Annotated in this window: 9 protein-coding genes; 6 read left to right on the top strand and 3 right to left on the bottom strand. The window is 72.7% G+C overall.

Annotated elements, in window-relative coordinates; translation table 11 throughout:
* The first annotated feature begins 25 nt into the window (after window positions 1–25).
* Together pdxR and ACWEPX_RS28545 are read left to right on the top strand one after the other, a co-directional pair.
* Window positions 26–1,387 (top strand): MocR-like pyridoxine biosynthesis transcription factor PdxR, encoded by a 1,362-nt coding sequence (gene pdxR, locus ACWEPX_RS28550; RefSeq protein ID WP_451900345.1) that lies wholly within the window; start codon window positions 26–28, stop codon window positions 1,385–1,387.
* A 459-nt stretch (window positions 1,388–1,846) separates the two neighbouring features.
* On the top strand, window positions 1,847–3,352 hold the full coding sequence (locus tag ACWEPX_RS28545; protein WP_451900344.1) for an ATP-dependent DNA ligase: 1,506 nt from the start codon (window positions 1,847–1,849) through the stop codon (window positions 3,350–3,352).
* On the opposite strand, the gene ACWEPX_RS28540 is transcribed toward ACWEPX_RS28545, so the two are convergent.
* Together ACWEPX_RS28540 and ACWEPX_RS28535 are read right to left on the bottom strand one after the other, a co-directional pair.
* A complete protein-coding gene (locus ACWEPX_RS28540; RefSeq protein ID WP_451900343.1) occupies window positions 3,335–4,798 on the bottom strand; it encodes an AlkA N-terminal domain-containing protein in 1,464 nt (487 codons plus the stop codon). The genes ACWEPX_RS28545 and ACWEPX_RS28540 overlap by 18 nt on opposite strands.
* A gap of 100 nt (window positions 4,799–4,898) precedes the next feature.
* Window positions 4,899–8,030: a S8 family serine peptidase gene (locus ACWEPX_RS28535; protein ID WP_451900342.1), complete on the bottom strand. Its 3,132-nt coding sequence runs from the start codon at window positions 8,028–8,030 to the stop codon at window positions 4,899–4,901.
* A gap of 488 nt (window positions 8,031–8,518) precedes the next feature.
* Here ACWEPX_RS28535 and ychF point away from each other — a divergent pair, with 488 nt between their 5' ends.
* The 3 genes from ychF (at window position 8,519) to ACWEPX_RS28520 (ending at window position 11,070) form a co-directional block, all read left to right on the top strand.
* Entirely contained in the window at window positions 8,519–9,598 is a 1,080-nt protein-coding gene (ychF, locus tag ACWEPX_RS28530; RefSeq protein WP_451900341.1) for a redox-regulated ATPase YchF, read from the top strand.
* 68 nt (window positions 9,599–9,666) lie between these two features.
* On the top strand, window positions 9,667–9,987 hold the full coding sequence (locus ACWEPX_RS28525) for a hypothetical protein (RefSeq protein ID WP_451900340.1): 321 nt from the start codon (window positions 9,667–9,669) through the stop codon (window positions 9,985–9,987).
* 480 nt (window positions 9,988–10,467) lie between these two features.
* On the top strand, window positions 10,468–11,070 hold the full coding sequence (locus ACWEPX_RS28520) for a hypothetical protein (protein WP_451900339.1): 603 nt from the start codon (window positions 10,468–10,470) through the stop codon (window positions 11,068–11,070).
* A gap of 9 nt (window positions 11,071–11,079) precedes the next feature.
* On the opposite strand, the gene ACWEPX_RS28515 is transcribed toward ACWEPX_RS28520, so the two are convergent.
* Entirely contained in the window at window positions 11,080–11,640 is a 561-nt protein-coding gene (locus ACWEPX_RS28515) for a GNAT family N-acetyltransferase (protein ID WP_451900338.1), read from the bottom strand.
* Window positions 11,641–11,733: 93 nt separating this feature from the next.
* On the opposite strand from ACWEPX_RS28515, the gene ACWEPX_RS28510 reads away from it, so the two are divergent.
* Window positions 11,734–12,324 carry a Clp protease N-terminal domain-containing protein gene (locus ACWEPX_RS28510; protein WP_451900337.1) on the top strand — a complete coding sequence of 197 codons (591 nt, stop codon included), beginning with the start codon at window positions 11,734–11,736 and terminating at the stop codon, window positions 12,322–12,324.
* Window positions 12,325–12,382: the final 58 nt, after the last annotated feature.

Genomic DNA, 12,382 nt, shown 5'->3' with positions numbered 1-12,382 from the left:
TGGACCAAGGTTAAGCTCCACTTCGATGTCTGCGAACTGGTCCACTTTCCGCACGCTGCTGCTCCCGCACGGCACCCGCGGCCGCGCGGTGGAGGCGGCGCTGCGCGCGGCCATCCGGGACGGGACGCTGCCCGCGCACACCCGCCTGCCGTCCAGCCGCGACCTCGCCGGGCAGCTCGGCGTGGCCAGGGGGACGGTGACCGCCGCCTACGCCCAGCTCGTCGCCGAGGGCTACCTCACGGCCAAGCGCGGCTCGGGGACCACGGTGGCCCCGGTGCCCGCGGCCGCGCCGACCGCGCTGTCCACTGAGGACGACAAGCGGTGGCGGTACGACCTGCGGCCCGGGCTGCCCGCGCTCAGCGCCTTCCCCAGGGCCGAGTGGCAGGCCGCGACCCGGGCCGGGCTGGCCGCGCTCTCCGACGACCAGCTCGGCTACCCCGACCCGCGCGGGCTGCCCGCCCTGCGCGCGGAGCTGGCCGCCTACCTCGGCCGGGTGCGGTCCCTCCCGGCCGCCGACGTGCTGATCACCCACGGCGTCGCGGAGAGCCAGGCCCTGCTGGCCCACGTGCTGCGCGCCGACGGCCACCGGACCATCGCCGTGGAGGACCCGACGCACCCCGGCTCGGCCGAGCTGTTCGCCGCGCACGGCCTGCGGCCGGTGCCCGTCCCGGTCGACGCCGACGGCATCCGGGTCGACCGGCTCGCCCGCACCGGCTGCCGGGCCGTGCTGGTCACCGCCGCCCACCAGTTCCCGCTCGGCGTCGTGCTGGGCCCGGCCCGCCGCCGCGCCCTGGTCGAGTGGGCCCGCGAGCGCGACGGGCTGGTCATCGAGGACGACTACGACGCCGAGCACCGCTACGACCGCCCGGCGGTCGGCCCGGTGCAGACGCTGGACCGCGACCGCGTGGTCTACCTGGGCAGCGTGAGCAAGGTGCTCGCGCCCGCGCTGCGGCTGGGCTGGCTGGTCGCGCCGCCGTCGCTGCACGGGCGCGTCGTCGAGCGCAAGCGCCTGTCCGACCTGGGCTGCTCCCCGCTGCCCCAAGCCGCCCTCGCCCACCTGCTGCGCACCGGCGGCTACGACCGCCACCTCCGCCGCACCCGCCAGCTCTACCGCCACCGCCGCGACGCCCTGCTCGACGCCGTATCCACCCACCTGCCCGACTGGCACCCACACGGCGTCGCAGCCGGCCTGCACGTCGTGCTCCGGATGCCCGCGGGCTCCGATGACGCCGGCCTGGAGGCCGCGCTGGCGAAGCGGGGCATCCACGCCCCCGCACTCTCCGGCTACGCCCTGGCCGCGGCACCGTTCCCCGGCCTGGTCGTGGGGTACGCGGCCACCACCCCGGACCGCCTGCGGGCCGCGGTCGCCGAGATCGCGCGCTGCTAGCGCGCCCGGCAGAGCGGGGCGTGCACGTGCCCGCGCTCTCCAGTTCTGCCTTGGCGGGCGTGCCGCTTCCCGGCCTTGTCGTGGGGTACGCGACCACTCCTGCGGAAAGGCTGCGCCGAGATCGCGCTGCTAGCGCGCCCGGCAGAGCGGGGCGTCCACGTGCCCGTGCTCGCTGGCTACGCCCTGGCGGCGGCACCGTTCAGGCTTCGTCGTGGGGTGCGCGGCCGCCACTTCGGACCGGCTGGGCGCGCGGTTGCCGGGACCGCCTGCTGCTGGCGCACCTCCCTAGGAGGAGTGGGGTGTGCACGCCCGCTCTCCGGTTGCACCTCGGCCGCGGTCGGTGCGGCGGTCGCCGAGATCGCGGGCCTCGGCAGGGGGAGCGGGGGCGTCCACTGTGCACCGGGGATGGCGGGCGGGCGGTGCCGGGCGGGTGTCGGTGGGCGGGGGCAAGATGGCCGCATGCTCAGTTTCGCCGAGGTGGTGGCCGTGTCCGCGGCGGTGGGCGCGACCCGCTCCCGCCTGGCGAAGGTCGACGCGCTGGCTGGGTTGCTTGCCGCGGCCGATGGTGACGAGATGCCTGCGGTCGTGGCGTTCCTGGCTGGGGCGCCGCGGCAGGGGCGGATTGGGGCGGGGTGGCGGACGCTGGCGGCGGTGGTCGGGCCGCCCGCTGCCAGTCCGACGTTGAGCGTGCAGGCGGTGGATGAGGTGTTCGAGCAGGTCGCGGGGGTGTCTGGGGCTGGGTCGTCGGCGCGGCGGGGTGAGTTGCTTGGTGGGCTGTTCGCCGCGGCGACTGGCGACGAGCAGCGCTTCCTCCGTGCGCTGCTGACCGGTGAGCTGCGCCAGGGTGCGCTGGAGGGCGTGATGCTCGACGCCATCGCGCGGGCCGCCGGGCAGCCGGGGCAGGCGGTCCGGCGGGCGTTCATGCTCTCCGGCAGGCTGCCCGAGACCGCGGCCGCCGCCTTCGCGGGCGCCCTCGCCGAGGTCCGGCTCGAACTCGGCCGCCCGGTGCGGCCCATGCTCGCCGCGCCCGGCGCCAGCCTGGCCGAGGCCGTCGCCGACCTGGCGCCCTGCCGGGTCGAGTACAAGATGGACGGTGCGCGCATCCAGGTGCACAAGCGGGGCGACGAGGTGCGCGTCTGGACCCGCACGCTGCGCGAGATCACCGCCAGCGTGCCGGAGCTGGTCGAGCTGGTGCGCGGGCTGCCCTGCGCCGCCGCCGTGCTCGACGGGGAGACCCTGGCCCTGGCCGACGACGGCCGCCCGCGCCCGTTCCAGGAGACCATGAGCCGCTTCGGCAGCACCGCCGAGGAACAGGTCAAGGCCCTGCTGCTGCGGCCCTACTTCTTCGACTGCCTGCACCTCGACGGCGACGACCTCATCGACGAGCCGCTGCGCGCGCGGGTGGCGGCGCTGCGGCGCGCGGTCGGCGAGCACGTCATCCCCGGTGTCGACGAGCCCACGCCGGAGCAGGCCGAGGAGCTGACCGCGGCGGCGCTCGACGCGGGCCACGAGGGTGTGGTGGTCAAGGACCTGGACTCGCCCTACCAGGCGGGCAGGCGCGGCAAGGCGTGGCAGAAGGTCAAGCCGGTGCACACCTTCGACCTCGTCGTCCTCGCCGCCGAGTGGGGGCACGGGCGGCGCACCGGCACGCTGTCGAACCTGCACCTGGGCGCCCGCGACCCCGACGGCGGCCCGCCGATCATGGTCGGCAAGACGTTCAAGGGCCTGACCGACGAGCTGCTGGCCTGGCAGACCGCGACCTTCCCCCGGTACGAGGCGCACCGCGACGACTGGGCGGTCCACCTGCGGCCGCACCTGGTCGTGGAGATCGCCATCGACGGGGTGCAGGTCAGCCCGCGCTACCCCGGCGGCATCGCGCTGCGCTTCGCCAGGGTCCTGCGCTACCGGCCGGACAAGACCCCGGACGAGGCCGACACGATCGACGCCCTACGACGCCTTCTCTAGCGGCCGGGCGCCCGCCCGCCACAGGTGCATGCCCGCGTAGGAGCGCCACGGCTGCCACCGCTGGCTGTGGCGGTCCAGGGCGTCGGGGGTGGACGGCAGGCCCAGCGCGGCCGCGCCCTTGCGCAGGGCGATGTCCTCCAGCAGCAGGACGTCCGAGGCGCCCAGCAGGCGCATCACCACGTACCCCGCCGTCCACGGCCCGATCCCCGGGTAGGCCCGCAGCCGCACGCACAGGTCCGCCGACTCCGCGCCGACGTGCAGGTCCAGCTCGCCGGCGGCGATCGCCGCGCACACCGCCGCGATCGACTCGATGCGCCGCGCGGGCCCGGTCAGCACCGACGCCCCGTGCTCAGCGATCGCGGCGGCGGTCGGGAACAGCGTGGTCAGCCCGCCGTCCGGGGTCGGCAGCCGCTCGCCGAGCGCGGTCGTCAGCCGCCGGGCCGCGGTGCGCGCCGCGGCGACGGTCACCTGCTGGCCCAGCAGCGCCCGCACCAGCGTCTCCGCGCCGTCGACCGAGCCGGGCACGCGGATGCCGGGGGTGGCCGCCACCGACGCGGCCAGCACCGGGTCGGCGGCCAGCGTCTCGTCCACGGCCACCGGGTCGGCGTCGAGGTCGAGCAGCCGCCGCAGCCGGGCGACCGCGGTGCTCATGTCGCGCATGTCGGTCAGCGCCAGCGCGCACTCGACGTGGCCGTCGGCGGGGCGCAGCCGGGCGGTCGCGGTGCCGTGCGGCAGGCGCAGCGTGCGCGCGTACCCCTCGGCCGTGACCTCCTCCACCCCGGGGACGGCGCGCGCGGCGAGGAACGCCAGCACGCCCTCGGCGTCGAACGGCCTGCGGACCGGCAGCCGCAGCACGACCCGGCCCGGGGAGGCCGGGCGGTCCCCGCGACGGGCCGCGCGCAGCGCCGTCGGCGTGGTGGCGAAGACCTCGCGGATGGTGTCGTTGAACTGCCGGACGCTGGCGAAGCCCGCGGCGAAGGCCACGTCGGACACCGACAGCGCGGTCGTCTCGATCAGCACCCGGGCCTGGTGCGCCCGGTGGGCGCGGGCCAGGGCCAGCGGACCGGCGCCGAGCTCGGCGGTCAGCACCCTGGTCAGGTGCCGCACGGAGTAGCCGAGCCGGGCCGCCAGGCCGGGCACGCCCTCGCGCTCGACCAGGCCGTCGGCGATCAGGCGCATCGCGCGCCCGGCCAGGTCCGCGCGCAGGTCCCACTCCGGGGACCCGGGCACGGCGTCGGGCAGGCAGCGCTTGCAGGCGCGGTACCCGGCCTGCTGGGCCGCCGCCGAGGTGGGGAAGAACTCCACGTTGTGCCGCTTGGGCGTGGTGGCCGGGCAGGACGGCCTGCAGTAGATGCCGGTCGTGCGCACGGCGGTGATGAACTGCCCGTCGAAGCGGGCGTCGCGGGCGGTGACGGCGCGGTAGCGCTGGTCGGGGTCGGTCAGCACCCGTCCATGCTCGCAGCCCCCCGGCGCCCCGGCTGGCGGGAATCGGACATGAACGAGGGGGCCGGTCCCGCAGGACCGACCCCCTCGCGTCAACTGCTCGCTACGACACGGCCTTGACGACCACGTCGCCCGAGCCGACCAGCACGTTCTCGTCCGTGCGCACCTGGACCGCGCCCAGGAGCACCCGGCCCGCGCCCGGACCGGCGTTGGCCACCACGGTGGCCTTCGCGGTCCACTGCGCGCCGCCCGCGTGCGGGGCGTCGGTGTCGTTCACCGTGACCGAGCCCAGGGCCGGGTTGGTGAAGACGTCGAGGTAGTCGTAGGTCGTGGTGCCCGCGGGCACCGCGTACGCCTGCACCAGCACGATCCAGGCGCCAGCGGCCGGGTTCGCGATGATGACCTCTTCCTCGGAGTCGCCGTCGGCGGTCTGGCCCGCCAGCACGCAGCTGCCCGACGTGCAGTCGAAGACCGCGAGGTCGAGGTCGGCCGCGACGTCGGCGGTGTTGCCGATCTTGGCGCGCAGCTCGGTCGAGCCCGGGCTGACGTTCACCAGGAACTGCTGGTTCTCCTGGTCGGCGATGGTCTTCTGCTCACGCAGCGCGCTGCCCAGCGGGGTGCCGGTCGCGCGGCCGGTGAACTGGCCGAACAGGTTCTTCAGCGTGTAGGTCCGCTCGACCGCCACGCCCGTCTGCACCGACTCGATGACGTCGGGGTTCGGGGAGACGGACGCGCCCAGCACCGACGCGGTGATCGAGTAGTTCGCGCGCTGCACGTCGGAGGTCCGACGCGCCTCGACCACGACCTCCCAGACGCCCGGCTGCGGGTTGCTCACCGTGCGGCTGGTCGGGCTGCCCGGGCAGGACCCACCGGCGACCGGCGGGTAGTAGCAGGTCAGCGAGTTGTTGCTCTCCACGCCGACGCCGTAGGGGTGGAACCGCAGGAAGCGGATCTGCCCGGCGCCCGGGGCGCTGCCGCCGCCGACCATGTCCACCTTGAACGCCGGAGCGCCCGCGGGGACCCGGAAGAAGTGCTGGTCGACCTCGTTGCGGCCGATCTGGCCGCCCTTGCGGACGGTGAAGCCGTTGGCCGCGGTGAACTCGTCGGCCGCCACGACGGTGTTCATCGTGTGCAGCTCGACACCCGCGGTCGTCGGGGTGTCCAGCGCCAGCACGGCCGAGTGCGCGCCCGCCGAGCGCGGGTTGATCGTCACCGTGAACTTGGTGGCGTGGTTCTTGCGCAGCAGGACCGTCTTCGGCGAGCTGAAGGTGCCGTCGTTGCCGATCCACTTCACCTGGTAGGTGACCGGGTGGTCCGGGCCGGTGGTCCGGGTGAAGGTGTACTGGCGGGTGTAGCGGTCGCCCGCCTTCACGCCCTCGCGGTCGTGGATGCCCACGCCGACGCCCGGGGTGGCCAGGAACTGCGCCAGGACGGTGTTCACCGGCACCGACGCGGTGATCACGGTCTCGCTCGGGTTGGACTTGAGGACGTTCCACGCCTTGCGGACGTCGACCAGGCCGGTGCCCTGCTCGTAGGCCTGCAGGCCCTGGACGAACCGGGTGGAGGACATGAACGCCTTGCGCAGCTGGTGCGGCTCGGCGGAGATGCCCTTGGCCTTGGCCGCGCTCAGCAGCAGCGCGGCGGCGCCAGCGGCCTGCGGGGAGGCCATCGAGGTGCCGTTGAGCATCGCGTAGCCCGGCGGCAGCGCGTAGGTGCCCGGGACCGGGCCGCCCAGCTGCCAGGTGGGGACGGTGGAGATGGCCGAACCCGGGGCGATGATCTGCGGCTTGAAGCCGCCGTCCTCACGCGGGCCGCGCGAGGAGAAGCCGTGCAGCGACTCGCTGACGGCCATGTCGGAGCCGTAGTTGCGCCGCCAGGTGTCGCGGGTGATGTAGGAGCCCACCGACAGCACCTTGGTGGCGACGGACGGGTCGCCGACGGTGTTCATGCCCGCGCCGGAGTTGCCCGCGGAGATGAACATCTGCACGCCGTACTCGTCGATCAGCCGGTCGTACAGCTCGGCGCGCGCGTTGTTCGCGTCGTTGAGCGCGGGCAGGCCGCCGATCGACATGTTGATCACGTCGGAGTTCTGCGCCGCGTAGATCATGCCCTCGAGCAGGGCGTAGGAGGTGCAGCCGGTGACGAACAGGCAGACCCGCACCGAGACCAGCTTGGCGCCGGGCGCCGCGCCGGTCATGGTGCCGCCGAACATCCGGTTCGCCGCGGTGATGCCCGCGACGTGGCTGCCGTGCGCGCCGGAGACGATGCCGACGTTGACCGAGTTGGTCGACGGCGAGCTCTGCATGACGAAGGTCATCAGCTCGCGGACGGGGGTCGCCGGGTTGTCCTTGCCGACGGTGCCGACGTCGTAGCGCACCTTGTAGTTCTGCATGGCCTTCTCGTCGGCCATGCTGCCGTCCTGGTCGGTGTCCAGCCACATGGTGTCGGTGGACTTGTTCCAGGCGACGCCGAAGATCCCGCTGCTGCCCGCCGGGTTGCCGTCGCGGTTGAGGTCGTTGCCCAGCTCACCGCCCAGGCGCGGGTCGCGCTCGTCGAACTCGGCGTAGGCGAGGTCGCCCTCGCCGGGCAGGCCCAGCTGGGCGCCGGGGACCGTGCGGTCCATCAGCAGCCAGGTCGGGTCGTCGTCGTTGTTGACGCCGTTGGTGAAGCCCGGGTCGGTGGAGGTCACCCAGTCGGTGATCTTCCGCTCGCCGGTGGTGGTCGTCTTCAGCGACGGGTGGTCCAGGTCGACGCCGGAGTCGACGATGGCGATCGTCGTGCCGCGGCCGTCCCAGGTCGGGTGCTCGTTGACGAACTGGGCCGAGCCGATGTCGCCGGTCGGCATGTACGGGTTGACCCGCGGGGTCGACGGCCCGGGCGCGGGCTGCGGCGACGGGTCCTGCACGCCCTCCGGCCGCGGGTCGGGCAGGGCGATCGTCTCGCTGATGTCCAGGGCGTCGACCCCGGGCAGGCTGGCGATCTTCTTGACCTTGCCGACGGGCACCTCGGCGCGCACGTAGCCGATCTCGTCGGCGCGGTACTCGATCTCGGCGCCGTTGCGGACCAGCTCGGCGACGGCCGCGTCCCCCGCGCCCTTGTCCGTCGCGATCAGGACCTTGACGGTCTTCTCGCCTGCCTGCTCGGCCTTGGCGAGCAGCTCCTGGTCGTGCTTGCCGAGTCCAGGTCCTTCATCCGCGGCGCCCTGGGCGGGCGCGGCGGCGGCGGCGTTCGGCATCGACAGCATGGCACTGGCGATAGCCGTGGTGAACGCCAAGCCGATGGCGAGACGGCCACGCCGTCGCCGTTCGGGTTGAGTCATCCCACGTCCTTCTTCCTCAGCGGGTGAGCTGAATGCATGCCTGGTCGGTCCGGTAGGGCGGATGACAGCAGGGCGCTCACGGAGTGTTGTTTGCAGGTGACCTGGTGACTAGCGTCCATCCGGGCTAATCCTGTCCACCGAATATGGGCTGATCAGCACAGAGGGTGCTCGTATCGCCGAATGTGAACCTCGTGTTACCTAGCAGATGGTCGCTCTTCTGCATGCCTACGCTCTACGACACGTGGCAGAGCGTGACGAAAACTGGCAATAGTGTTGGTAACTATTCGGACACCCGCAGGCCTTGACAGTGCCGGTTCTCTGCCGGTTTCCCCCGGGCGTCCGCACCCGGCGTGCCAGGTCATGCCTGCGTGGGGGCGGTCGGGGGGCTCCGTAGACTGCCGGGCGTGAGTTTGACCCTCGGGATCGTCGGCCTGCCGAACGTCGGCAAGTCCACCCTCTTCAACGCCCTGACGAACAACGACGTGCTCGCCGCGAACTACCCGTTCGCCACCATCGAGCCCAACGTCGGCGTCGTCCCGCTGCCCGACCCGAGGCTGGACAAGCTCGCCCAGGTGTTCGGCAGCGCCCGGACCGTGCCCGCGACGGTGTCCTTCGTCGACATCGCCGGCATCGTGCGCGGCGCGTCCGAGGGGGCGGGCCTGGGCAACCAGTTCCTCGCCAACATCCGCGAGGCCAACGCGATCTGCCAGGTCATCCGCGTCTTCGACGACCCGGACGTGATCCACGTCGACGGCGCGGTCGACCCGCTGGCCGACATCGAGACCATCAACACCGAGCTGATCCTGGCCGACCTGCAGACCGTCGACCGGGCCATCACGCGCCTGGAGAAGGAGGCGCGCACCCGCAAGGACGCCCGCCCCGCCTTCGAGGCCGCCACCCGCGCCAAGGAGGTCCTCGACGGCGGCCGGACCCTGTTCGCCGCCTCCGGCGAGGTCGACCTGCCGCTGCTGCGCGAGCTGCACCTGCTCACGGCCAAGCCGTTCCTCTACGTCTTCAACGCCGACGAGGCCGTCCTGACCTCCCCGGAGCGCCGCGCCGAGCTGACCATGCTCGTCGCCCCGGCCGACGCGGTCTTCCTCGACGCCAAGGTCGAGGCCGAGCTGCTGGAGCTGGACGAGGAATCCCGCCGCGAACTCCTCGAATCCGTCGGCCAGGCCGAACCCGGCCTGCACGCCCTGGCCCGCGCCGGCTTCCACACCCTCGGCCTGCAGACCTACCTCACCGCAGGCCCCAAGGAAGCCCGCGCCTGGACCATCCCCCAGGGCGCCACCGCCCCCCAAGCCGCAGGCGTCATCCACACCGACTTCGAACGCGGCTTCATCAAAGCCGAAGTCGTCTCCTTCGACGACCTGGTCGAAGCAGGCTCCATGGCCGCAGCCCGCTCCGCGGGCAAGGTCCGCATGGAGGGCAAGGACTACATCATGGCCGACGGCGACGTGGTGGAGTTCCGCTTCAACGTCTGAGCGTCGGAGGCACGATGTGATGGTGCGCCGCGGCACGTCGGCACGCCGCCCACGGTGTCCAGGACCAGGTGCGGCAGGGCTACAAGTCGGCTGACAGCAAGCGCCAGAACGGCGACCTCGCCAATGCGGCCCAAGCCCTCGGCCACGGGTTCCTCCCCGTGCTGGCCATCATGTCCACGCAGATCAACGAGGTCGTCCACGCCCGCTACACGACCGGGAACTGGTCGGTGCTCATGGGCACCGTGGGGCGGGGCGACCCGCTGCGCAGCACGTTCGACTTCCTCGACCAGATCATCGGGTACGACCTCGCCGCGTTCTTCGAGCGCAGCACGCCCGCGCTGCGCGCAGGCACGGAGGACATCCTCCGGGCTCTCCTGGAGGCGCGGTGACGACCGTCGCCAGGACGGCAGGCATGCGGAACGAGCACCTGACCTTCCGCGCGAACATGGGTGCGGGCAGGCACGGCTGGTTGCGCTTGACGCCTGCGTACGGGGTGCGCCTGGTGCGCGAGCGGCTCGCCGACCTCCCCGCGGGGTCGGTGGTCACCGACCCGTTCTCCGGCACCGGCACGACGCCGCTGGCCGCCGCCGAGCTGGGGCTCGTCGGCCAGAGCGTCGACATCAACCCGTTCCTCATCTGGCTCGGCACGGTGAAGACGAGGAACTACCCGGAGGCCGTGCTGCGGGCCACGGCGGAAGCCGCGCGCGCGGTGGTGGCCGAAGCCCGGCGCCACGATGCGGACGCCGACCTCTGGCAGCCCGGCCTGTTCAAGATCGAGAAGTGGTGGTCGCCCGGGGCGCTGCACGCGCTGAAGGCGCTGCGGCTGGCCGTGGACGGCCACGACGGGCCGGTCCGAGGTCGCAACGCTCATGGAATCGGCGCGCTACGACCTGGCCGGTTCGGCGACGGTGCTCCGCGGCGACTCGCGGAGTGGGGTGAAGGACCTCGCCCCGGCCGACTTCGTGCTGACGTCCCCGCCGTACGTCAACCGGATGTCGTACATCCGCGAGCTGCGCCCGTACATGTACTGGCTGCGGTACCTCGACCAGGCCAGCGACGCGGGCGACCTCGACTGGCTGGCGATCGGGGGCACGTGGGGGACCGCGACGAGCAAGCTCAACTCGTGGACCCCGGTGACCGCGACGCCGGTCGACGACGCCATGTCCGCCGTCTGCGACCGCATCCGCCAGGACGGCGGCAAGAACGGTCCCCTGCTGGCCACCTACGTGCACAAGTACCACCACGACATGTGGCTGCACTTCCAGGCGATCACCCCTCAGGTGAAGCCGGGAGGGCGGGTGTCGTACATCATCGGCAATTCGACGTTCTACAAGCACGAGGTCCCGGCCCACGAGTGGTACGCGGCCATGTTGCGGGAACTCGGCTACGCCGGCGTCGAGGTCGAGGTGATCCGCAAACGGAACAGCAACAAGGCGCTGTTCGAGTACGACGTGACGGCGCGACGCCCCTGATCGGGGTGTTCAGCCGGTGGGCTCGGATTCCCAGTCCCGCCTGAGCAAGCCGAATACCCAGGTGTCGGAGATCTCGTCGTTGACGATGCATTCCTCCCGCAGGGTGCCTTCGCGGATGAAGCCGATCTTTTGCAGGACTCGGGCGGAGGCCAGGTTGCGGGTGTCGGTTTCGGCTTGGACGCGGTTGAGGGGGAGGGTGTCGAAGGCCCAGCCGAGCAGGGCGCGGGCGGCTTCGGTGGCGTAGCCGTTGCCCCAGGTGGACTCGTCGAAGCAGTAGCCGAGGGTGGCGCGGCGGTTGGTGGGGTCCCAGCCGGCGAAGACGCACCAGCCGATGAAGGTGTCGTCGGCGGTGCGGTCGATGGCGAGGCGGATGCCGGTGCCCTCGTCCGCCATCGTCTGGCAGGTCTTCAGGAAGCGCTGCGCGTGGGCCGGGTCCGCCCACGGTGGGGAGTCCCAGTAGCGCATCACGGTGGTGTTGCTGTGCAAGGTGTAGAGGGCAGGTGCGTCGGTCTCGGCGAAGGGGCGCAGGCGCAGGCGGGCGGTGTGGAGCGTCGGGGTGGCCAGGCTCATGCGGCCATCTTGCGTGGTCCGGGAGGGCTGGTACACCGAATTAGCGTCAACCCAAGGTTGACGAACGAGGAGCGTCAACCTAGAGTTGACGCCATGACGAACGCAACTCCTCGGCTCGACGACCTCATCGCGGTCGTCGAGAGCCAGCACAACGACGACCTCTCGCGGCTGTCCGCCGCCGTGCTGCTCGGGCAGCACATGGAGGAGGTCGCCGACCACCTCATCGGGCACTTCGTGGACCGGGCGCGGCGCTCGGGGGCGTCGTGGTCGGAGATCGGGGCCAGCATGGGGGTGACCAAGCAGGCGGCGCAGAAGCGGTTCGTGCCGCAGCAGCCGGAGTCGCCGGAGGCCGACCTGCGGATCTTCCAGCGCTACACCGACGGCGCGCGGGCGGCGCTGATCGGGGCCCAGGAAGCCGCCCGGGAGCGCGGGCACGCGGCGATCGAGCCCGCGCACATCGTGCTCGCTCTGCTCGCCGACCCCGAGCTGAGCGGGCGCCCGGACGCCGACGAACTGCGGGCGGGCGCGGAGCAGGCCCTGCCCGAGCGCGGCGAGGCGCAGCAGGCGAACATCCCGTTCGCGCCCTCGGCCAAGAAGGCGCTCGAACTCGCCCACCGCGAGGCGCTGCGCCAGCAGGACGAGAACGTCACCGTTCACCACCTGCTCGTCGGCGCGACGGCCTGACGTCATCCCGCGGTCCGAAGAGGATCATGCTCCCCGGTTACGTTCCCCACGCGGTACC

It is taken from the genome of Actinokineospora sp. NPDC004072 (assembly GCF_053604195.1).
The sequence above is the reverse complement of the archived record's forward strand: the minus strand, read 5'-3'. Positions and strand labels throughout refer to the sequence as shown.

Bases quoted from the DNA above. Each gene is read 5' to 3' on its own strand.
- ACWEPX_RS28510 (WP_451900337.1), top strand. From the start codon at position 11,734: ATGACGAACGCAACTCCTCGGCTCGACGACCTCATCGCGGTCGTCGAG.
- ACWEPX_RS28520 (WP_451900339.1), top strand. From the start codon at position 10,468: ATGGAATCGGCGCGCTACGACCTGGCCGGTTCGGCGACGGTGCTCCGC.
- ACWEPX_RS28515 (WP_451900338.1), bottom strand. From the start codon at position 11,640: ATGAGCCTGGCCACCCCGACGCTCCACACCGCCCGCCTGCGCCTGCGC.
- pdxR (WP_451900345.1), top strand. From the start codon at position 26: ATGTCTGCGAACTGGTCCACTTTCCGCACGCTGCTGCTCCCGCACGGC.
- ACWEPX_RS28545 (WP_451900344.1), top strand. From the start codon at position 1,847: ATGCTCAGTTTCGCCGAGGTGGTGGCCGTGTCCGCGGCGGTGGGCGCG.
- ACWEPX_RS28535 (WP_451900342.1), bottom strand. From the start codon at position 8,030: ATGCCGAACGCCGCCGCCGCCGCGCCCGCCCAGGGCGCCGCGGATGAA.